This is a genomic window from Sphingobacterium sp. N143, from assembly GCF_030325625.1.
Classification (GTDB): domain Bacteria; phylum Bacteroidota; class Bacteroidia; order Sphingobacteriales; family Sphingobacteriaceae; genus Sphingobacterium.
The window spans coordinates 1-21969 of sequence record NZ_JACAIS010000001.1; the positions used below are offsets into that span (position 1 = coordinate 1).

General features: G+C 46.8%; 15 protein-coding genes. 5 read left to right on the top strand and 10 right to left on the bottom strand.

From position 1 onward, the window contains the following. Positions 1 to 208: 208 nt before the first annotated feature. The gene (locus HX021_RS00005; protein WP_286587295.1) at positions 209 to 2620 is read right to left on the bottom strand and encodes an ABC transporter permease; all 2412 of its coding nucleotides are present in this window, start codon (positions 2618 to 2620) and stop codon (positions 209 to 211) included. Between the two features lie 349 nt (positions 2621 to 2969). Here HX021_RS00005 and HX021_RS00010 point away from each other — a divergent pair, with 349 nt between their 5' ends. After that, complete coding sequence (locus HX021_RS00010) at positions 2970 to 3728, top strand: phosphatase PAP2 family protein (RefSeq protein ID WP_286587297.1); 759 nt, start codon at positions 2970 to 2972, stop codon at positions 3726 to 3728. Between the two features lie 112 nt (positions 3729 to 3840). Here the strand turns inward: HX021_RS00010 and HX021_RS00015 are convergent, their stop codons facing one another. After that, positions 3841 to 4680: a PepSY-like domain-containing protein gene (locus HX021_RS00015; RefSeq protein WP_286587299.1), complete on the bottom strand. Its 840-nt coding sequence runs from the start codon at positions 4678 to 4680 to the stop codon at positions 3841 to 3843. Between the two features lie 308 nt (positions 4681 to 4988). Between HX021_RS00015 and HX021_RS00020 the strand changes: the two genes are divergently transcribed. The 4 genes from HX021_RS00020 to HX021_RS00035 all read left to right on the top strand — a co-directional run bounded on the left by HX021_RS00020 (position 4989) and on the right by HX021_RS00035 (position 9455). Continuing rightward, the gene (locus tag HX021_RS00020; RefSeq protein ID WP_286587301.1) at positions 4989 to 5840 is read left to right on the top strand and encodes a mechanosensitive ion channel family protein; all 852 of its coding nucleotides are present in this window, start codon (positions 4989 to 4991) and stop codon (positions 5838 to 5840) included. Positions 5841 to 5905: 65 nt separating this feature from the next. Beyond that, a complete protein-coding gene (locus HX021_RS00025) occupies positions 5906 to 7912 on the top strand; it encodes a BCCT family transporter (RefSeq protein ID WP_286587303.1) in 2007 nt (668 codons plus the stop codon). A 31-nt stretch (positions 7913 to 7943) separates the two neighbouring features. Continuing rightward, positions 7944 to 8525 (top strand): Crp/Fnr family transcriptional regulator, encoded by a 582-nt coding sequence (locus tag HX021_RS00030; protein ID WP_286587305.1) that lies wholly within the window; start codon positions 7944 to 7946, stop codon positions 8523 to 8525. A 45-nt stretch (positions 8526 to 8570) separates the two neighbouring features. After that, positions 8571 to 9455, top strand: a complete 885-nt coding sequence (locus HX021_RS00035) for an SDR family oxidoreductase (RefSeq protein WP_286587306.1) — start codon at positions 8571 to 8573, stop codon at positions 9453 to 9455. Positions 9456 to 9631: 176 nt separating this feature from the next. Here HX021_RS00035 and HX021_RS00040 read toward each other — a convergent pair whose 3' ends face one another. The 8 genes from HX021_RS00040 to HX021_RS00075 all read right to left on the bottom strand — a co-directional run bounded on the left by HX021_RS00040 (position 9632) and on the right by HX021_RS00075 (position 21931). Continuing rightward, positions 9632 to 11908 carry a redoxin domain-containing protein gene (locus tag HX021_RS00040; RefSeq protein WP_286587308.1) on the bottom strand — a complete coding sequence of 759 codons (2277 nt, stop codon included), beginning with the start codon at positions 11906 to 11908 and terminating at the stop codon, positions 9632 to 9634. A gap of 27 nt (positions 11909 to 11935) precedes the next feature. Next, the gene (locus tag HX021_RS00045) at positions 11936 to 13147 is read right to left on the bottom strand and encodes a TlpA disulfide reductase family protein (RefSeq protein ID WP_286587310.1); all 1212 of its coding nucleotides are present in this window, start codon (positions 13145 to 13147) and stop codon (positions 11936 to 11938) included. Beyond that, positions 13125 to 14204: a TlpA disulfide reductase family protein gene (locus HX021_RS00050; RefSeq protein WP_286587312.1), complete on the bottom strand. Its 1080-nt coding sequence runs from the start codon at positions 14202 to 14204 to the stop codon at positions 13125 to 13127. Before HX021_RS00050 ends, HX021_RS00045 begins: the two co-directional genes overlap by 23 nt. A 26-nt stretch (positions 14205 to 14230) precedes the next feature. Next, entirely contained in the window at positions 14231 to 15670 is a 1440-nt protein-coding gene (locus tag HX021_RS00055; protein WP_286587313.1) for a RagB/SusD family nutrient uptake outer membrane protein, read from the bottom strand. Positions 15671 to 15682: 12 nt separating this feature from the next. After that, positions 15683 to 19195: a SusC/RagA family TonB-linked outer membrane protein gene (locus HX021_RS00060; protein WP_286587315.1), complete on the bottom strand. Its 3513-nt coding sequence runs from the start codon at positions 19193 to 19195 to the stop codon at positions 15683 to 15685. Between the two features lie 151 nt (positions 19196 to 19346). Further along, positions 19347 to 20411, bottom strand: coding sequence for a FecR family protein (locus tag HX021_RS00065; protein ID WP_286587317.1), 1065 nt, complete (start codon positions 20409 to 20411; stop codon positions 19347 to 19349). Between the two features lie 112 nt (positions 20412 to 20523). Then, positions 20524 to 21117 (bottom strand): RNA polymerase sigma factor, encoded by a 594-nt coding sequence (locus HX021_RS00070; RefSeq protein ID WP_286587318.1) that lies wholly within the window; start codon positions 21115 to 21117, stop codon positions 20524 to 20526. Between the two features lie 124 nt (positions 21118 to 21241). Next, entirely contained in the window at positions 21242 to 21931 is a 690-nt protein-coding gene (locus tag HX021_RS00075; RefSeq protein WP_286587319.1) for a class I SAM-dependent methyltransferase, read from the bottom strand. Positions 21932 to 21969 lie beyond the last annotated feature (38 nt).

Consider the following 21969-nt stretch of genomic DNA (forward strand, 5'->3'; position numbering starts at 1 on the left):
TTAAATCTAATGCTTTTTGATGAAAACACTCCTTATGATTTTAAATTAACGTGTCCACTTTTTGCTGACGATTTACATTTGGAAAAGTAGGTTGCTTTCAAGATGAGGTAGGAGAGGATAGCATAAACAACGGGTAATTCTTGGTCCATATGAACTAAGAATTACCCGTTGAAACAATTTACGTTACCACCTTTTCAAATCTGTCTGCTTATTCATCTCGCAGGCTATCCACTGGATTGGCCCTAGCGGCTAAGTAGGATTTTGAAAACAACACCAATGTCGCAATGGACAATAGTCCGATTGCCGACAATGGAAATAACCACCAGCTGAATTCAGTTCGGTAGGCAAATTCTTCAAGCCACTTATTGCCAAAAAACCAGGCGACCGGAAATGCAATGAGACAGGCGATACCGACAAGGCTCAATAGGTTTTTCATCAGCAGGCCTATGATCTGAACGATGGATGCGCCCAGCACCTTGCGGATGCCAATTTCTTTTGTCTTTTGATTTGCCGTGAACAGTCCAAGTCCGAATAAGCCCAATACGGCAATTATAACCGAGAGGCTGACTGCCCATGTCAATAATTTGGAAAGTCTCTTTTCCTGATGATAGAAATTTGCGATGGATTCGTCCAAAAATTTGAATTCGAAATCATCATTCGGAAAGATTTCCTTGTAGCTTTTTGATATTTTGTCAATGGTATTCTTCCAGGATTCTGGATGTTGCTTGTCCAGCCGGACGTGTAACATAAAACCATCTGGATTGGAAGCATAGATCAAAGGTTTCAGGTAGGTGCCCCGCGCTGCGCCGATATCAAAGTTTTTCATGACGCCAACGATGGTCATGGCCCCTTTGTTAAGCGTCGAGCCAATGGCTTCTTCGGGTGATTTTATTTTTAACAATTCAAGGGCTTTTTCATTGACAAGGACCTCGGTAAGGGAATCCCTCGGCTGGATGTTCCTGCCGGCCACTAATGGGATATGATAGACCGACAGGTAATGTTCATCTCCATTTCTGGTGTCAATGTTCATCCCGTCTTTATCATTGGATTTGTCGACCACAATGGAAGTGGTCATCATGCCCGAAAATGCCGGGGCCTGGTTGCCAAAACTGACCGCCTGCACCTCAGGGAAATCGGCAATCTTATTTTTTAAGACTTTCCCTTTATCCGAATTTTGATAGAATCCGGGTATGGTGAATGTTAAAATGGCATCTTTCTCAAAGCCCATGTCCTTATGGGTCATGTAGGAAATCTGTTTGACAACGAGAATGACACAGATTAAAAATACCTGAGCCAATACAAACTGGAAGACAGTCATCAATTTTCTCACCCAGCTGCTGCGCAATAGATTGGAATTTTTGCTGGCCTGATTTTTCAGTGCCATCACAGGACTGTATCCGGTCATGATCCAGGAGGGATAGATCCCCGCCAATAAGGTCACGACAATGAGCTGTGCAAGAATAAAAAGGATGGTGCTTAAATTTAATAAATTGGAAACTTTTAGGCTAGCGGGTACAAAGCCATCAAATGCTTTGAAGAGGATCGGCGTGATCAGAACGGATAATAAGGTTGCACTGAGGGCTATCAAAAAAGTTTCGGTCAGAAATTGTACCGTCAGTTTCGCCTTTGAACTTCCCAGGGTTTTCCGCACGCCCACTTCTTTTGCCCGTTCCGTTGACTTGGCTGTGGAAAGGTTAATAAAGTTGATCACACCCAATAACAGCAGAAAAATCGCCAGGATAATTAAATTCCTCAACGTGTCGGGGTTGGTTGAATTATAATTATACGCTGGATTGAAATGTACATCCGATAGGGGCTGAAGCTCAAATTTTTCCTTAAAGCCGTCATTCACCTTTTTGTATTTATTGGTGAGGTCTAACATGGTTTTTTCAATAGAACTAGGATTGACCCCTTTTGGAAGCTTCAACAGTAGGTTGTACGAATCATTGTAATTGGTCCAGGATTCCCAGCTGAATATTTTTTTTAAGGTTGGATAAAGTGGAATGGTAGCCGTTGAAATAAATCCCTGATATTTAAAGTCAGAATTTTCCTTCATCTCCCGCACTACCCCCGAAACGACCAGTTGAATCGAATCCCCAAAGCTGATCACTTTTCCCAATACCTCTGCGGCATTCAGGTCAGGGAAAAAGCGTCCTGCGTTTTTGTCCGTCAATACGATATGATTGGCCTGACTCAATGAACTGGCATTGCCGGAAAGCCATTTATGGGGATAGATGTCAAAGTATTGGCTATTGGTAAAGATGAGCTTATTGTCCTTGGTGAAGGTGCTGAAGTCAGCTGAAGGGCCTGTTGCTATTTTTATCTTCTCTTCGTAGCTTTTATAGATAGGTACAATTTTGTCAAGGTTTGATACCTCAGTCTCCAGGGCATTGGCTAAGGGTACCAGGACACCGGCAAGTTTATAGGTCCCGTTACTGACTACACGGTATACCCTTTCTTGATGCTGGACATGTTTGTCAAAACTAAGGTCATATTGAACAAATAGAAAAATAATCAATGATGCACTGATCCCTATCGCTAAGCTAAATACATTGATCACGGAAATGAGTTTATCCCTTTGAATTGCCCGGATGGCTGTCTTAAAGAAATTTTTGAACATGGTTACCAATTTTTAACTAGCTAAGGCTAGATGAGTTTATATCAGATCGTTTGATACGATAAAAAACAATTCATTTGCCAATAATTTAAACGTTTGATATATAGCATGTTGTTTTGATTTTAAGGTTTGGTGCTGTTCGATTCCGAACGTTCTGTTTGTCCATTTTCGGACAAAACCTTGTTGCCTTGTCAGGGGTATTCATTGGTAAAAAGGATACGGACATGTTTATGATCATTTGATTTGAATGCCAGTTAATTGCAAAACCTAATGTTAAATTTAATAGGAGCTGCGTGAGAAGGTTATAAATTGATTTATATTTGGGCGAAAAAATAAATATAACACGTAATATATGTCTCTACGCTATGTGCTCGCTCTATGCTGTTTGCTGTTGCTCAATATGTTAAAGGCTCAAGAGCATGTTCTCGATACTGCCACTACCGTGGATTCTGCCAAGTTTCTTAAAAAAGTTCCTTATATACAGCTGGCTGCTCCTGTTGCGTTGCTGTCGTATGGGATTATTGCTCAGGAAAGCCACTTTCTAAAACAACGGAATTTGGAGATCAGGGCGGAGGTCATGGAAGATATCGATGGAAAGTTTACGATTGACGATTTTAGCCAATATGCGGGGACGACAAGTTTCTTTTTACTGGATGCGGTTGGCATTGAAGCAAAACATACATTGAAACAGCGTTTGTTTACAGCAGCGGTCTCCCATGCGATTATGGCAGCAACTGTAATGACCATGAAAAATACGGTTCCTGTTTGGAGGCCAGATAGTTCTGCGATGAATTCTTTTCCATCAGGCCATACAGCGACCGCATTTGTCGGGGCAGAGTTGCTCTGGCAGGAGTATAGGCATCAGTCGATCTGGTATGGCATAGCTGGATATGCAGTAGCCACAGGAACGGGATGCTTTCGGATGTACAATAACAAACATTGGCTATCTGATGTGGCCATGGGAGCGGGGATCGGTATTCTAAGTACAAAAATCGCTTATTGGCTGCTGCCTTTGATGGATCATCATGTACAGGATGCTAAGAAGAATTATGCTGTATTGCCAACTTATAATGGAAAGCAGTTTGGCTTCAGTGGGAGTATCAATTTTTGATCAGGTGTATATTGAGTGCTTATTTTCATGTATGATGGCCCAAAGTTATACCAGTGGTTCATAAAAAGAAGTGCCCCATTTGAGGCATTTCTGGATAAGTAAAAAATAATAATTAATCGTTCGGCATGACTTCCAACCGTCCATCCGGGTGGATGCGCAGGTCTACTTCATGATGTCCGGATTCCAGTTCAAATGCGTAATAATGTGTGTTGGGTACCTCCACCAATTCAACCTCTTCAATGCGATAGGATGTATATTGGCTAGCACTCAAATAGTCCATGATATCCTGTGGGACCAGGTTGACGGCAAGGTCACTGCTGGTTCTGATCCAGGTGCCATCGCTGCTGAATTGACTATCTTTTTTGATTGAACCTTCGATAAACTCGACCTCGATGCGGCCATGCTCCATATCTACATCGATCAATTTGTAACCTGGATGTTTTTTTGCCAGGTATTCAGCAACAGGAGCTGGCAATTGGTTGGGTAGGTAATTGTTTTCATGATCGTCATCGGCAAATGCCTTAATCAAGGTGCCATCCTCCAGGAAATAAAGGTCAAACTCGGTCTCACCCTGTTCGACTTCCAGCACATAGAAAGGTTCGTTACTCAATCGTTGTATATAATCCACATCTTCAATACGCCAATCGGCATAATCGCTCTGGCCAAAAACAGTTTTGATGGCTGTCGGGATCAGGCTAACGGGAATTTCAGTCTCCGTGAGCTGCCAAGTTCCAGCGCCATCAAACCAGGCTTTCGTATCCTTGTTTTCCACACGGAACTCTACCAGGCTATGATTGTCCTGAGTGGACCATTTTACCCCCGAAGCCTGAGGGTACATCTTGGCGAAATTCGCTTCTGCTGCAGTGTTAGCCTTATAGTCATCATCTTTTGAACAATTGGAGAACACCATAAGGGAAAGTGCAACCAGGCACAGATTAAAAATTTTTTTCATAATCGTCTATTTAATGTGCTTCAAAGATGCGGAGTGATTCTGGAAAGATTTTGGAAATAGTGGTCATTCGGTGAATTACCGGACCGGTCTTATATACCGTCAAAGATGATCAATGATAGGAATATGCTATAAGCGATGATTGAATTCGCATTGTTCAATTTATAACCTCTAGCTAACCGTTCATTTTTTTGTGAACAATCTGGATGCTTCATTGTTAAAAATGTAAATAACGGTCTTATATTTTTGGGGAATATATAATTTTTATTATATTCTTCACCTTATCTTACATTTTCAATAAAAATAGTATTATGAACAATCTAGAAATCAACGAAGTCCAACAGCATTGGGATAAATTTCTTTCCTCTGCCATTGCTTGGGCTCCTCGTATTATTACTGCCGTAATCTCTGCTTTACTTATTTATTTGATCGGTTCGTGGATTATCCGGATCATCAAAGGGATGATTGACAAGGCTTTTAAAAAACGCCAGATGGATGTCTCCCTGCAACGTTTCTTGAGCAATCTGATCAGCTGGGTTTTAAACATACTGCTATTTATTGTGGTCGTTACGCAGCTTGGCGTACAGACGTCGGCTTTTGTGGCGATCATCGGTGCGGCGGGGTTGGCCATTGGCCTGGCCTTGCAAGGCTCATTGTCCAATTTTGCTGGTGGCATACTGATTCTGTTACTGAAACCTTTTCGGGTGGGCGATTATATTACCTCTAGTGCTGACGTCTCCGGAACGGTCAATGAAATCGATATTTTCAATACCAAATTGACGACCCCTCAAAATCAGGAGGTCGTTGTCCCCAATGGGGTTTTATCCAATAGCAGCATTACCAACTACAGCAAGCTTGGGACACGCCGTACCTGGTTTGATATTGGCGTAGCCTATAATGCAGACCTCAAACAGGCCAAAGAAATATTACTGCAGGTGATCGCCAATAATGAGGCGGCATTTAAGCAACCTGCACCACAGGTGGTCGTTACTGAGCTCGGCGATAGTGCCATCAACCTGTCCGTTCGTGTCACGACCTCAAACGATAAATTTTGGGATATGCAGGAACAATTGTTGATCGACTGTAAGGCCGCATTGGATGCGGCGGGTATTGAGATCCCATTTCCGCAACGTGACATCCATATTCGCACAAATGCGCAATAGTCAATCAGGAAGCCTAGGCCATGATGGGATCTAGGCTTCTTTATACATATAAAAATTAAATTATAGTGATATTTTCAAAATCAACTTTTAATAAAGGAATAGTCGCTCCGAGCCTGCTGTTTATCATCGGGATATGCCTGCTTTCGGTATTTTTTCCGACTTTGACTGTGACCATTTTGGACCAGGTGAAAGCATTTATTTTTGTCAACCTCAACTGGGTTTATGTGTGGGGAGTTACCTTATTTGTGATTTTCCTGGTATACCTGATGTTCAGCAAGTTTGGCAATATCAAGCTGGGGAGCAACGATAGCAAGCCCCAGTATTCTTTTTTCTCCTGGATTTCTATGCTCTTTGCTGCTGGAATGGGAATTGGATTGATGTACTTTAGTGTTGCCGAACCGATGCAGCATTACTCAACGGACGTGTTTGGCGCCAATCATTATGTCAACCGGGCAAAGAATGCACAGCTTTATACTTTCTTTCACTGGGGGATACATGCCTGGGCAATTTATGGGGTGGTCGGACTGGCGCTGTCCTACTTCGCTTACCGCTACCGGCTTCCACTTTCACTCAGGAGCTGCTTTTACCCTTTGTTAAAAAATAAGATCAATGGAAAATGGGGGAATGCGATTGATGTATTTGCGCTCTGCAGTACCTTCTTCGGCATTACAACGACATTGGGTTTTGGCGTGGTGCAGGTCAATGCCGGGCTACAGACCTTAGGACTGGTGCCTGAAAGCAGCTTTACCTATCAGATTGCGATTGTGGCCGTGCTGACCTTCTTGTCAATCCTCTCGGCGACAACGGGTGTGGACAAGGGTGTGAAGCTGCTTAGCAACATCAACATCATCACCGTGGTTATCCTGCTGTTGTTTGTCCTTTTTCTAGGACCTACGGTCTACCTGATCGGCAGTTTTACTGAAGGGATCGGAAATTATATCAATAATTTCTTCGGGCTGACATTCGATACACATGTCTATGACGAAGCGACCTTGCCCTGGTTTTACAGCTGGACCATCCTTTACTGGGCCTGGTGGATTTCATGGTCGCCTTATGTCGGGCTCTTTATCGCCAAAATCTCCAAAGGGCGCACCATCCGTGAGTTTGTGGCTGCCGTGCTTATTATCCCGACCTTATTCAATTTTATCTGGATGTCGGTATTTGGCAATAGTGCGATCTGGTTTGATATTAACATCGCCAAAGGTGCCTTAAGTGCATTGGCTGAAAATCCGGACGCATTGATGTTCAGGTTTCTGGATTACTTGCCCTTAGCTAAACTTGTCAGTTATCTGGTTATTCTTATCATTGTCATATTTTTTGTCACCTCTGCCGATTCAGGGATCTTCGTCATGAACAGCATTGCCACCAAGAATGCGGCGAAATCTCCAAAATGGCAGATGGTATTCTGGGGTGCCCTGCTGGCGGTATTGGCCTTGATGCTGCTCAATACGGGTGGGCTGGAAGCGCTCCAGACCATGACGCTCATCACAGCACTACCATTTTCCATTATTATGGTCCTGTTTTGTGTCAGCCTGGTGAAAGCGCTGATTATTGACCAGCGTTATTACGACCGTGATTTTTCGGTCACCACCATTCCATGGTCGGGCGAATTTTGGAAGGACCGCCTCAGGCAGATCGTTTCGTTTAAAAGCAGGGAGTCTGTCGATAGCTTTATTCATAACACCGTGAAGCTGGCCTTCGAAGATCTTTGCCATGAATTTAAAGACAACGGTATTGAAGCCAAGGTACAGCTCCTGGAAGCACCGACCCGCATGGAGATCGAAATCAGGCATGATGTGGTGAACAATTTTATATATGGTGTAAAAAATCAGGTAAAAGTGGTGTCTGACTATCTGATGGAAGAGGAAAACCTGCCGGATGTGGATGATAAAAAGACCTTTTTTCCAAAATCATACTTTGGGGACGCTCGTGAAGGGTACGATGTACAGTATTTCACCAAAAATGAATTGATCAGTGACGTGCTGAAACATTATGAGCGCTTTTTGGAAATCATATCTGAAGAGAAAAATGAAATGTTCATCAGCAGCAATGCCAATAAGAATATGAGTTAATGAGTAGCCTGTACCGTATGCCATATAAAAGATGAAACAGCTGATTGATTACATTAAACGTGATGTCGTATTGTCTGATGCGGATGTTGCACTTTTACAGCAGCAGGTGGAAATCAGGGACTATGAAGCGCATAGCATGATATTTGAATCCGGAAAAGTGTCCCATGATATTTACTTTGTGCTCGAAGGATTTGTACGTATGTTTTACTGGACCAATGGTACCGATAAAACGGCCTTTTTTTATCCGGAAGGTGCCTTTATATGTGCCGGGAAAAGCTATACACAACAGGTTCCGGCATTGGAAAATTTTCAGGCCATAGAAACAACTAAGTTGGTTGTATTGAATAGGACCAGGGTAGAATATCTCATCAGCAAGATTCCTCAGCTCGAAATCATTGCCCGGTTAGCCGCGGAAAATGAACTAATGATGATGCAGGATTTAGTGAGTTCTTTTGTGACCAAATCGGCAGAAGAACGTTATATGGAACTGTTGAAAAACAATAAAATGTTGCTGCAGCGGGTTCCCCAGCGTTATATCGCTTCCTTTCTAGGGGTGAGTCCCGAAACACTGAGCCGAATAAAAAGGCGCACATACCTGAAGCCGATTTCTTGACGAACGTCAAGGAGATCTGCTTGATTCACCGCTAATTTTGTCGGTATGTTAGATTGTGAAAATAAAAGATTTTTGGTGGCTGGAGCTACCGGTTATCTTGGCCGGTATTTGGTTAAGGAGCTGAAACGAAGGGGGGCCTGGGTACGGACCTTAATCCGAAAAGAAGAACAAAAAGAATTATTTGACTGTATTGATGACTGGTATTTAGCCGATGCTGTACAAGCACCTGATCTGGGTGCTGCGGTGGCTGGAATGGATTGGGTAATCTCTACGGTGGGGATTACCAGACAACGTGAGGGTTTTTCCTACATGGACGTGGATTATGGCGCTAATTTTAAGCTGTTACAAGCCGCGATCGCAGCCAAGGTGCTGGGCTTCCAGTATGTTTCGGCGATCCATGGTGATCAGCACCGGGAGCTGAAGATATTTGAAGCTAAGGAGCGCTTTGTCGATCAACTCAAGGCTTCAGGGCTAAAGTACAGCATCATCAGGCCCAATGGTTTCTTTTCTGATATGCATGATTTCCTGCACATGGCGCAGCAGGGGAGGGTGTTTCTCTTTGGCAAAGGTGATTTTAAGCTTAATCCCATCCATGGGGAGGACCTTGCCCGCTACTGTGTCGATCAGATCCTGGCAGGGGTAGCGGAAGCATCGGTTGGCGGACCTGATATCTTGACACAGAATGAAATAGCTTCTTTGGCATTAGCCGCTTCAAATCGTCCCATACGCATTATTCACTTGCCTGACTGGATTAGAAAGGCTGTCCTATGGGGCGCCCGTACATTTACTTCTTCAAAAACCTATGGTCCTATTGAGTTTTTTTTAACGATGATGGCTGAAGATACAGTCGCCGATCCATATGGCAGGCACCACCTCAAGGATTTCTTCCTGGCCGAATCGGGGCAAAATAAAGACCGTCGCTCAGTGTAGTGTTTTCGAAAATAATGATTGGATTCTGCTTTGGCCAAAGGGTGAGTTCATCATAGAAACTGAGTCAGGTATTGAATCTGATAAATTCAGCATTTAAAACGTCAGGATTTTAAGCCTAAAAAAGCCGTATCGACAACAATGGTCGATACGGCCTCCTTTTTCTAACCGTTCTTCTGCTACAACTTAAAGATCGTCTTTAGCTTAGCGTCCAGATCCTCATCGCTACCACCGCCACCACCATAACGGCCCACGATGATACCTTGCGGATCGATCAGGATTTTGGTGGGCAGGCTATGGATGCCATAGGCTTCGGACTTATCTTCCGACTTGTCAAAGTCACCTTGAGCTGTTCTTTTTAGACCGCGAAGGACGTGCTTCCACACCCCGATTTTATCTTGGTCTACGGCTTTTCTCCAGGCTTTTTCATTGCTGTCGTCGTCCGAGACGCCAATGATCTCAAAGCCTTTCTTTTTGTATTTGCCATAGAGCTGCAACAGGTGTGGGTTCCCTTTGCGGCAGGGGACGCACCAGCTGGCCCAAAAATCCAGCAGCACATATTTGCCACGGTAATCGGAGAGCTTAAGGGGTTTCCCTTGGATATCCATTCCCGAAAAATCTGTCGCTGTGGCACCGGCGGAGCCTGATTTTAACTTGGCGATTTCCGCAGCGAGTTCTTTTCCATCGGCCGAGTTTTGTACCTCGGTATCCATCTGCGCATAGATACCCTGAAGCTCCGCCAGATCAGCACTGCTCACAAAAAAGCGCACCTGGGAAGCGGAGACCAGCGAGTTGGGGTGCTGTTTGATGTAGGCAAACTGCTTCTCGCGCATGATTTTCTGATAAGGGGACATCGCCTCCTTGAGGTTTTCGAGCTCGTCAAGTTTGGCTTGGAGCTCCGCCTCGGTTGCGCCCTGCTTTTTTAATCGGATGTATTCGTTATTCTTATTGTTGTACTGCTTGCTCAGCGGCCTTATTGCAGCCAGTTCGGTTTTGATCAGGCCCCTGTAGCTGTTGTATTCATTTTGTGTCTTTGTCCCTGAGAGCTGGATATCCTGTGGCATGCCTGTACTGCCTTTGACCTGCAATACCCCGGGTTCTACATAAAACTGCAGGTACCTCTCAAAGGACTGTGGGGCACCGCTTTTACCATCGCTAAAATACGCGCTGGCCTGGGTAGCAGACTGTACCTTGCCCAGGTAGCTGAACACACCATTGAAAATCTGTGCACTGTCAATCCGGTTTTGACCTGCGGCATCCGTATAACGGATATGGAACCAGGCGGCTTTGTCGGGATTTTCGACCTCGCCTTTAATGACAAACGTACTTTTGTCCATGACCGGTTCACCCAGAAGTTCCTTTAGTTTGTTGTCCAGCGCGTCCCCGCGCAGGTTTTTGGCGATGATGACACCCTTTGGATCGATCAGCAGGTTGGATGGAATGGATTTGATATCGTACAATACCCCGACTTCATTTTTCCATCCTTTTAGGTCCGAAAGCTGTGTCCAGCTGAGGTTGTCGCTATGAATGGCATCCAGCCAGCGCTGCTGTTGCCCCGGATAATCAAAAGAAATGCCCAGTACAGTGAAGTTCTTATTTTTATACTGTTGGTAGGCACTCACCACATTGGGGTTTTCCATGCGGCAGGGCACACACCAGCTGGCCCAAAAATCGATCAGGACATATTTCCCCTGAAAATCCGCCAAAGACACCGTTTTGCCCAAGGTATCTGCCTGGGAGAAGGGCAATGCCTGGCGGCCCACACCCGTGAGCTTATCGGTCTTGATGCTGTATTCGATGGTCTTAACGGGCACATTGTTTTTGGCCTGTGGCGCAAGCTGCTGCAGGAGACTGTCGAGCTCGGCCAGATTGTTGCCATTGCGCAGGGTGAAGAACAGTGGATATACAATGGCCGGGCTCTTTTTGTGTTTCAGCACAAAGGCTTTGTCAAGTGTTGCCTGTTCAGCATTTTTGAGATCTATGGCTTTGCGGATTGTGGCCATCTGATCTTGGTCTTTGTTTTTCCGGGCCGCAGCGAATTGTTGGTGCAGGTCTTCCAGTCCTTCAACTTTTTGGCGCTGCTGGAAGCTATTGTGATAATCAGCCAGCTTGCCACCACTGTATTTGGCCTCCCGCAGCTGTGGGCTTTTGCCACTGATGTGCAGCTTACCTTTTTCCAGAAAGATAAAGTCGCCATTCATTTCGCCTGAAGGGCTCATCTTGCCCACCTGAAGGATGTAAAAATCGCCTTCACCTTCGGGGATATCTAAGTCAAAACGGAACCCCTTTTCTGTCTGCCGGACAGAGTCCTTTTGCCCGTTTCCGAAACCGGAGAGATAGATCCATTCTTCTTGGGACAGGTTGTCCAACTTGCCCGTCACTACGGTATTGGTTTTTTGCGCAACAGCCTGTCCGGCGATGGCTAAAAATAGGATGGATAATAAATTCTTTTTCATGCTTCTTGGTCTATATAAATAGGTTGGCTAAAGCGCCTGAAATACTTCTTTTAGTTTAACATCCACGATATCTTTTGATGTGGTATGGGTGATAATTTTCCCCGCCTTGTCCAGCAGGACATAAGTGGGTAGGCTCGGAATATCGTACAATGTCGCGATCCGTGCGGGGTTATTTTTGACCGGAAAATCGTCTGCCACCTGAATCCAGGGCATTTTTTCCTGCTCTAAGGCGCGGTGCCAGTCTGCCCAGCGGCTATCGTTGGTGACGCCCACGATTTCTAAACCTTTGTCATGGTAAGTCTGATAGACTTCCTTCCAGTGTGGGATGGCTTTTCGGCAGGGTACGCACCAGCTGGCCCAGAAATCCAATAAGACGTACTTGCCGCGTAGGGAGGACAGCTGAAAATCGCTGCTGTCAGGTTTTAAGGCTTTGAAGTCCGGGGTTTGTTTACCCGGTAACAGGGCCTTTTTCACTGCTACCTTATGTTGGAGATCTTTGCTATAACTGGATTCTTTGGCCGGGGACTGGAAGAGGTGTATTCGCCGGTCCAGCTCTGCCACGGGCATCGACTCGTTGAAGAGCTGATAGCGATGCAAGAGATAGGCCCCAGCGACCAGTGAGGGGCGCTGCTGGATCAGGCTATCGATCCAGTGCAATTCCCAGATTTTGTGCTTTTCACCAAAAGTGTCCATTTCGGCACGTATGGCTTCTTGGTCTTCGGGCTCGCTCTCTGCCTGGTATTTTTTGTTCAGCTCCTGGTAGGTTGCTTTTGCGACAAGGCTTTTGGGATGGTTTTCAAAGGCCTGGTAGGCATCCTGGTTTTCTGATCCGCTCAGGCTATACTGCTGGAGCGTAGCTCCTTTGTCGCCCCCATATGCGCTGTAGTCGTAATGGGTGGACCCACTTGTATCAGCCTGAAACTGCAGTTCACCGGCTTCGATAAACAGCGGCGTCGACCAGTTGCCGGGTTCGATCTTGATCGACATCATCTCGGGCCTCTCGATCCGTCCGCTCAGTGTGAAGGCTCCCTGCTGAATCAGGGCGCTATCCACGGTGATGGATTGCCGGGTGGAGTCATCGAAACGCTGTAACTTGATTGTTCCCTCAGGGACGCCCTTGACTGTCCCATGCAGGGTGTATTGATCTGTTTTATGATTGGCGCAACCTTGCATAAGGAGCAGGGCCACGACAGATAGTAGGCTATATTTCATCTTGTTATTGACCATTAAATAGTTCATTCAGCTTCTGTTGCAGGGAGGCACCACGGAGGTTGCGGGCAATGATTTTGCCATCAGGGCCCACCAGCAGGCTGCTGGGTATCCCCTGGATGCCATAATAGGTGGATACTTCATTTTTGAAACCTTGAAGGGAGGATAACTGTGTCCAGGGCATGCCGTCGTCTTTGATGGCTTTTTTCCATTTTTCGGCATTGTCATCCAGCGAGATCCCGATAACGGTGAAGTTGTTGTCTTTGTATTGGTTATAGGCTTTCAGGACGTTGGGGTTTTCGGCACGGCAGGGACCACACCAGCTGGCCCAAAAGTCGACCAGTACATATTTACCCTTGAAGCTGGCAAAACTGACGGGCTTGCCTTCGGCGTCATTTTGGGTGAAATCCAATAACGGAGTCCCCAGGGCACTCCGCTTGAGCACCTCCAGGCGGGCTGTAAGCTGCTTGCCTGTTCCGGTTGCCAGCACATTCTTGTCGAGGATGTCATACAGGGGCTTCACCTCTTCGTAGCTGCCCATGGCAGAGCGGTCAGATACAAGATTCAGGCTAAAGACACTCTGGGGGTGGGCTGTAATATAGGCCCTGGCGCGGGCGCGGCGTTCGGCGCTGATATGCTCCAGCTCCTGCTCGAGCTTTAATTGCTCCGCCTCCGTACCCTTGCCCCATTTTTGATAGAGTGGTGTGGATTGCTGTTCCAGGTCTTTTAAGGTCGCACGGTAACGCTCGGCTTCAGTCTGAATTTTACTGCCCCCGACTTTTAACAGGTGCAGTGAATCGGCATGCCCCGTGATTTTGATGTCACCGGCCTCCAGAAAGAGTTCGGCATAACGTGTGGGGAACATCAGGTATACCTTTTGGGGCTCGGGCATCTCCGCAGCCCATTCAAATTTGTCCTGATGGATGTTGATGGTATCGCTCTGGTGATTGCCATCTTTTAAGTAGCTGATGGCGACTTGTGCCTCGCCGAGTCCTTTGATCTCGCCAGAAACCTTTGCTTTTTGTGCTGTGGCTCCTAATGCTGTTGTGAGGAGTAAAGTGCTGAATATATAATTTTTATAGTTCATGATGCTGTCTATTTTAAGGGTAATTATTATAAGTCAATATTATAGCCTGGATTCTGTGCGCCAAATTTGGGGTTATCGACAAATTCACTGGTGGGCACGGGCAGGATGTATTGCTCTTTGTTGATCAGTTTGGGCCGGATGGAGCTGATGGTGGCTAGCGGTAAGCGGAGCAGGCATAGCCATTCTTGCCCATCCTCTGAGACAAGGCTCTTGGCGGTCTCTTCATAGTTGTAGCGGAGTAGATCTTCCCGGCTGCTCAGGGCATCGAGTCTGGAAAAGTCGGATACGCCATTGCGCGTGCCAATTTCCTTCAGGATTGCCTTTGCCTGTGCCGTAGCGCCATTGCTGCGCAGCAGGGCTTCAGCCTTCATCAAGTAGATTTCGGTAAGGCGTATGGCATAGAAGGTCTCCGAAACAACGGTGGGTACCGTTTCTTCGGCAATATACTTGGTGAAGAAATAATTGGCATAATTCTTCCGGAAACTGCCGATCATCCAGTCCTGCCTGGGGTCGTCAGCCAATAGGTCGCGTAACGCGCTGGTCGCACAGTACAAGGATGAGGCACCCGGGTAGAACTGCCGGCTGCGGCTGTAGGCATAGGCCGGCTGGTTGGGCTGCGGTGCGATGCTCAGTATCACTTCGCTGCTGCTGGCACCTTTGTTGCGAAAGATATCTTCGGCGCGGGGTTCCAGCTTGTAGGGGCCTTCATTGATGATGGCATCTGCGAGTTTGATGACTTCGCTATAATCACCTGCCTGGCCACGGCACAACAACACGCGGGCCTTCAGTGCCCGTGCTGCCCAGTTGGTGGCATAATGTTTTTCATGTTGTGCTGGGCAATGCGCAATAGCGTAATCCAGATCCTGCAGGATGGAAGTATAACTTTCGGTTACTGACGAGCGTGCCTTGGGGGTATTGCTGATGGTGACGGCCTGGTCCCGCAATAAAACACCATGGGGGCTGGCATGATCAAACCACTGCGCATAGAAGGTGAGCAGCTTAAAATGCCCATAAGCCCTTAAAAAGCGGGCTTCGCCTTCAATAGGCTCACGCTCAGCAGCGGGAATACGTCCCTGAGGCAACCTGTCCATGCCACCGATCAAGGAGTTGGCAGCATTGATGATACCATAGCTATAGAGCCAATAAGTATCCGCGGAGCTGACCATCTGGTTATCTTCGGGAGCTCCGGCTCCGGTACCGTAGCCATACATCATATACCCGGCCAATTGAGCGGGCAAGCGTTCGTTCTTTGTCCATTCGGTGATATTTTTGCTGGTAGATACATTGGCAAACCGAAAATATACACCATTCAGGGCGATCCGTGCCGTGGCGGCATCCAATACGGTGTTGCCATCTACCTTAGCATTTTCGGGTAGGGCCCCGAGCTGGCTCTCGCAGGATATGATGCTCACACTGCTCGCGGCACAGGCTAATCCAAGAAATATATAGATGAGTTTTCTTTTCATATTCTCTTTCTTTTAAAGTGAAAAACGTAGTCCTAGCGTAAATTGCCTAACGGCGGGAAAGGTCCCCGGATCGCTGGCACCATTGATCAGGCTATAGGGATCGTTGCTGACCTCGGGATCTACGCCAGGGTAGCTGGTCCAGGTCAGGATATTGGTGGCCGAACCAAAGATGGAGGCCTGCGGCAGACCGATCCTTTTTTTCCAATGCTCTGGCAGGGCATAGGTCAGGGTCAGTGATTTGAGTCGCAGGAATGAGCCGTCGTAAACGGCAGCACTATTGGTATAGGCCGTTCCATTACTGCCATAGATCAACCTTGGTCGGGTAGATGTCGGGTTTTCAGGTGTCCACCGACCCAATATTTCGGTCGTTTTATTGGAGCGGTTGATGACATTATTGTTCTGGATATCTCCCTGATAGAGGATATCGTTGCCATAGCTGAAGGTGAACAGAGTGGTCAGGCTCAATCCTTTGTAAGAAATACTATTGGTATACCCACCGTAAAACTTGGGCGCCGCATGTCCAATGATGTCATTGCTCGGAAAAACCTCACCTTCCGGAATTTTGTAGCTGGGGTCACCGATGCCCAGATAAGGGTCAAAATACACCCAATATGGATTCTTTGCTTTGTAGGCATCGACATCTTCCTGTGTCTGCAGCAGGCCAGTAAATTCCTTGCCGTAGATCAGCCCAAGCGGTTCCCCTTCACGGACGATTGCATTGCCCAGGTTATAGCTCGTGATGTCATTGGGATTGGTAAAATCGCGGCCTACATTGGTCACCAGCGAACGATTGAATGAGATATTGAAAGCCCCATTCCAGGACAGGTTCTTATTGTCAATAAAGGTACCGCGCAGGGCAATTTCCAGCCCCCGGTTGCGGATATTGGCCAGATTGGCAATAACACTGCTGTAGGAGGAACTTCCCGCTACGGCTTTGGTGAATAAAATACCTGAAGTTGCTTTCTCGTAAACTTCTATACTGGCCCCAAACCTGGAATTAAATAAACTGATATCCAGGCCGGCATCTTTCTGCAGGGTCGACTCCCAGCGGATATCCTCATTGCCGAGCTGGGTAGGGACCATGGCACTCTTACCGCCATATGCATAGGGACTGTATAGGGTATAGAACATGTTATCGCCGATATTCTGGGTGCCGGTATAGCCGGCACTTGCCCGCAATTTAAGGTCATCTACCCACTTCAAACTCTTCATAAAAGGCTCGTCAGACAGACGCCAGGCCACCCCTCCTGAAGGGAAAAAACCAGTGCGGTTGACTTTGGGAAATTTGGAGGATGCGTCCGAACGCCCCGTAAAGGTGAAAATGTAACGGTCTTTCCAGGCATAGCGTGCCCGTGTGTAGAAGCTGAGTAAAGAATTCTGCCCACTGGTACCCACCGCGGCGGTCACAAGACTGGCAGAGGAGAGGTTGTTGAGGTATTTGTCGTCCGGATACCCCTGAGCGGTGACACCGAAGAGCTGGGAACGGGTCTTCTGCCAAGAGGTACCCCCCACAATATTGAACCGGTGCGCGGCATTGAATACCTTATCCCAGGTCAGGGTATTTTCAAAAAATAGATCGGTCAGTTGATTCTGCGATTGTGATCCGGTACCCAAACTGGAGGTACCCACACCGTTCGCCGCCGCAATCAGGGCATCCCCGGTCACATAATTGCGTTGATTGGTGCTGTTGTAATTGATCGAAGCAGTACTTCGAAAAATCAGTTCCGGCAATATTTTGTAGTCTGCCGCCACGGAGCCCAGTAGGGAATGGCTTGCTGCCCGATTGAGGCCATCGAGGAGTACGAGTGGATTTTGATAGCCTTGGTAATCAGATCCATCTAGGCTATCTCCAGTATATTTGGCAATGGATCCATCAGGATTATAAGCGGCAAAAGTCGGTGGTGCAAATAGAGCTTGTGCATAGAGACCATTGGTAATATTATTGATGGTATAGCCGTAACCAAAGGTTGCCTGTGTGCGGAGCTTGCTGGTGATCTCATTGTCTAGGTTGATCCGGCCGGACAAACGTTGGAAGTCGGTCCCCGCAACGACGCCCTGATTACCAGTATAGCCCAATGAGATGAAGTACTGTGAGGCCCTGCTGCCACCCCTTACTGAAAGGTCTGCATTGTCAGACTTTCCGGTTCGGGTGACCAGGTCCAGCCAGTCTGTATTGGCGGTGCCGTAATAATCGGGATTGTTGATGCGGTTGTCAAAATCGACCAATTCTTCGGGGGTAAGCGTTTCGCCGGCCGCTTTGCGGGCATCAAAGAGGTTGCGGTTGGCCTCTTGCATGATGGCGATATACTGATCCCGATTGAGCAGCTTGATTTGGCGCTGCTTGCTGATACCATGGTAATAATTGGCTTCAAGTGTTGGTTTCTGATCGCGCTTACCACGTTTGGTGGTGATGATGACAACACCATTGGCCGCACGTGAACCGTAAATTGCTGTGGCCGAAGCATCTTTGAGGACGTCGATCGTTTCGATGTCGCTGATATTCAGTCCGGCCAGACTATTGAGCCCGCGGGCAAAAGATCCCGATACGGCACTGTTTGGATCGTCCGACCCAAAGCGGTCGACGGGGTTGACCACTTCGGCGGAGTTGCTGACATAGCGGTTCTGCACGGTCATCTGCACTCCATCGATGATATAAAGTGGATCGTTGCCTCCCATGAGGGAGGTACCGCCACGGATACGGATTTTGGCTACACCTCCTGGGGAGCCATCGGCCTGCACCACCTGAACACCGGCGGCCTTACCTGTCAGCGCCTGATCGATACTGGTGAAGGGTACATCACGGATCTCCTTTACATCAACAGAAACAACTGATCCGGTGAGGTCCTTCCGCTTGACACTGCCATATCCAACCACGACAGTTTCTTCCAATGTGTTGACACCGGTCTCCAGGGTGATTTGGATCCCTTCACGGAGGCGCGCAGCATGGAGCTTGATCGTTTGTGAAATATAGCCCACATAAGAGATCCGAAGTGTCTGCCCAAGGGATGCCCTGATCTTAAAAATCCCATGTTGGTCGGTCAGGACCGTGTTGTTGCTCTCGCCCGAGACATTCACGGTGACACCCGGCAATGGGCGGCCCTGATTGTCCCTCACGATACCCTGAAGGATACCTTGGGCCGTCTGTGCTTCCTTTTCTTCTTTTGTCAGGACTATGAGGTACTCCCGATGCATACGAAAACTGAGATCGGTATCGAGCAATAGTTCATCGAGAATGTCTTTGACGGGTTCATTTTGTGCATGTACGCCAAATGATTCGCCGAGCCCCGCGACAAGATCGTCGCCGTACACAAAACGGTACTTGGTTTGACTCTCGATTTCTTTTAATATTTTGCCTAAATTAACCGATTTTAGGTTTAATGTCGCCCGTTCATTTTGTGCCAAGGAATTACCTATTGCAGTCAGGTGGAACAGCAGGGTTAGGATGGTGGTCAGTTTCACGAGAATGATAGCATTAAAAAGTTTAGGATAATATCTTCCCTCAACGCGAATTGCGTTATTTTTCATAAGTTTGCATGGTTAATGTAAACAATTGACAACAGAGCCTAGATTCGCCGTCGCAGCCTGTTGTGTTAATTAACGATTTTAGGAGTATGCCTGGCATGCTCCTTTTTTATGTCTATTGGGTTATGTAACGGTATCGCTCATAGGATTAATTTTATTGATTAGTTAGGTAAATACTGATGGTACGTGGACCGATCTTTCGGTAGCTGAAGGGGATACTGCTTCTCAAGCTCTCGAGTACATATTGCAGTTCTTCGCGATCGTCAAATGCGGCGGTATATTTTCGTGCACTGATGTCGGCATCCTGAAATTCAATCTTGATATTATACCAGCGTTCCAGCGTTTTGGCGATGGAAGATAAGGGTTCGTTGACAAAGACCAGTTTCTGCTGTGTCCAGGAGGTTTCGGCCAGCCGCTGTTCGGCATCGTACTGAGTAACGGTTTCCATTTTGTAACCCTCTTCCTGCGAATGGGGCGGGGCACTGCTCTTGCTAGGGCTTGTGCTCTCTTTGACTGCCGCAACGACTTTGTCCTTGGGCTTGAGACGAATGGGGGATTTTGCTTTGCTCTTCAGGATAACTTCGGCACTGCCCTCGATCAGGGAGGCGGCAGTAAGCTCTTCATTGGCATAGGCCCTGACATTGATGGTGGTACCCAGTACACGTACCTGAAGTGCCTGCGTTGCCACGGTAAATGGCAATGCTTTGTTTTTGGCAACTTCCATATAAGCTTCGCCGACCAGTTTTACGGCACGGTTCGTTTTGCCAAATCCATCGGAGACCTCCAGCTTACTGGCAGCATTTAATTTAACGAGGGTCCCATCCGGAAGATGGATCGTTTTCTTTTCAGCAGGTTGAGTCTGGTAAGCCATCGTCTGGGACTGATTGAAATGATATTGAAAAACCCATAAGGTGGCCATCAGACACAGCAGGACAGCAGCTGCAGCATACAGCGTCCATTTTTTCTTAGGTACTATTGTCCTGACCGGAGTGTCCAGCTGTGGGATCAGCCGGGCATAGTTTTGCTCGGCATCCACCAGGTAAAGCGCATTCTGCATATCCAGCAGTTCCTGCTTGGCAAGCTGTATCAAGGCCGCCTGTTCAGGATGTTGTTGTAAATAACCTTCCCATTTCACGATTTCTGACGGATCTTGCCTTACCGCATAGCGGAAGAAAGATTCATCCAATATAAAATCCTGAATAGACTGGTATGCATTCATGGTCTAAAAATTAGTCGTTTAAATAGATAGAGGCTGCCCGATGGGATTTTTACCAGTTATTTTTTTATAAAAAAGATAAAACACTGTATTTCTGTATTTTATTTTTTCAAGCTTAAAAGAAGATCAGTAAAGGAAGAATCTGTTTGAGGTTTTTGAGATTGGTATCCTTCTTCAATGAATTGATGGCGCTATGGATCTGGTTGTAGACAGCACGCTTGGTCAGGCTGGTCTTCAACGAAATTTCATCATAACTCAGTCCTTCATAATAACGAAGAAGAACGAGCTCTCGCTGCCTTTTGGGCAATTGTAGGATGGCATTTTTGAGGATGCTGACCCGGGTGTTTTCTTCCTGCTGGATGATGAACTGAAACTCCTCGACATCCACGGCTTCCATATGGTCATTGCCTTCCTGTAATGTTTCAAATTTGTTGCTGCTATTGAGGTCTTTGACCAATTGCCTTTGGTAGCTTTTAAAAATATAGTTACCGACATGGTTGGCGGTGCCTATACTTTCGCGCTTTTCCCAAAAATAGAGAAAGGTGTTGTTGATGCTGTCTTTCAGGGTATCACGATCATCGGTGTACCGTAGTCCATACTGGAGCAGGTTCTTGTAATAAGACATGTACAATTTCTGTAAAGCAGCCTGTTCTCCACTTCTTAGGGCTTCCCATAATTGTATTTCCAGTATGTCTTGATCCTTACTCATGAATATCTTGTACCCTACAAAGGTAACATTATGCCTATATAAACCACAATGTTTTAAAAAATGGGCCCATGACAGGCCCACAAAGAAAATATAAATAAACGATTTTGTATTTGTTGTAACGGCCTTACCGCGTTTTTGTACCTTCCAACATAAAAAGGCCAGCTGTTTCAGGGGGAAGTCCCAGGATACGGTTTTGGGCATTCTGATCGACCTGGACTGAATCGAACCCAACGGCCTGTAATAGCTCCAGATCCTTTGCGGGACGTTCATGATTACTGATCTCCAGAGCCGCTTTGATCGCGTTGACTTCCGCTATAGCGCCAGAGGGGCATTCATCATGCCTATCGGTGCTAAAGACTGTTTTTCCGAAATCAGCATCCAGATTGATCAGTTTTCCACCAGCTTTTAAAACCCGTTTCATTTCCTGGTAGCACTTTTCCAGATCGGGGATCGTCCAGGTCATCAGGCGGGTGAATACCAGGTCAAAGCTGTTGTCTTCAAGTTGTAAGGCCTGCGCATCCATCACCTGGTAGTCTACCTTTAGTTCCAGATCTTGGCTAACGAGTTTAGCGTACTCGATCATCTGGGGCGACAGGTCGACAGCAGTGACTTCAAAGCCGGCCAATGTCATAATATTGGCAAAATAACCTGTGGCAGTACCGACTTCCAAAACCTTGTTGCCCGCTACCTGACTGCGGACTGTCTTAAAAAATTCAAGCCAGCGCTCTGTCTCCGGACGGGACCAGGCCTCATCTCTTTCTTTGCGCCATGATGTACTTCTGCTGTTCCAATAGGTTGTTATTCTATTAATCATGTCAATATGTTTACGGTAAACAAATCTACCTATTTTAT

Coding starts and splice junctions, on each gene's coding strand:
- HX021_RS00005 (WP_286587295.1), bottom strand. CDS start 2,620: ATGTTCAAAAATTTCTTTAAGACAGCCATCCGGGCAATTCAAAGGGAT.
- HX021_RS00010 (WP_286587297.1), top strand. CDS start 2,970: ATGTCTCTACGCTATGTGCTCGCTCTATGCTGTTTGCTGTTGCTCAAT.
- HX021_RS00015 (WP_286587299.1), bottom strand. CDS start 4,680: ATGAAAAAAATTTTTAATCTGTGCCTGGTTGCACTTTCCCTTATGGTG.
- HX021_RS00020 (WP_286587301.1), top strand. CDS start 4,989: ATGAACAATCTAGAAATCAACGAAGTCCAACAGCATTGGGATAAATTT.
- HX021_RS00030 (WP_286587305.1), top strand. CDS start 7,944: ATGAAACAGCTGATTGATTACATTAAACGTGATGTCGTATTGTCTGAT.
- HX021_RS00035 (WP_286587306.1), top strand. CDS start 8,571: ATGTTAGATTGTGAAAATAAAAGATTTTTGGTGGCTGGAGCTACCGGT.
- HX021_RS00040 (WP_286587308.1), bottom strand. CDS start 11,908: ATGAAAAAGAATTTATTATCCATCCTATTTTTAGCCATCGCCGGACAG.
- HX021_RS00045 (WP_286587310.1), bottom strand. CDS start 13,147: ATGAACTATTTAATGGTCAATAACAAGATGAAATATAGCCTACTATCT.
- HX021_RS00050 (WP_286587312.1), bottom strand. CDS start 14,204: ATGAACTATAAAAATTATATATTCAGCACTTTACTCCTCACAACAGCA.
- HX021_RS00055 (WP_286587313.1), bottom strand. CDS start 15,670: ATGAAAAGAAAACTCATCTATATATTTCTTGGATTAGCCTGTGCCGCG.
- HX021_RS00060 (WP_286587315.1), bottom strand. CDS start 19,195: ATGAAAAATAACGCAATTCGCGTTGAGGGAAGATATTATCCTAAACTT.
- HX021_RS00065 (WP_286587317.1), bottom strand. CDS start 20,411: ATGAATGCATACCAGTCTATTCAGGATTTTATATTGGATGAATCTTTC.
- HX021_RS00070 (WP_286587318.1), bottom strand. CDS start 21,117: ATGAGTAAGGATCAAGACATACTGGAAATACAATTATGGGAAGCCCTA.
- HX021_RS00075 (WP_286587319.1), bottom strand. CDS start 21,931: ATGATTAATAGAATAACAACCTATTGGAACAGCAGAAGTACATCATGG.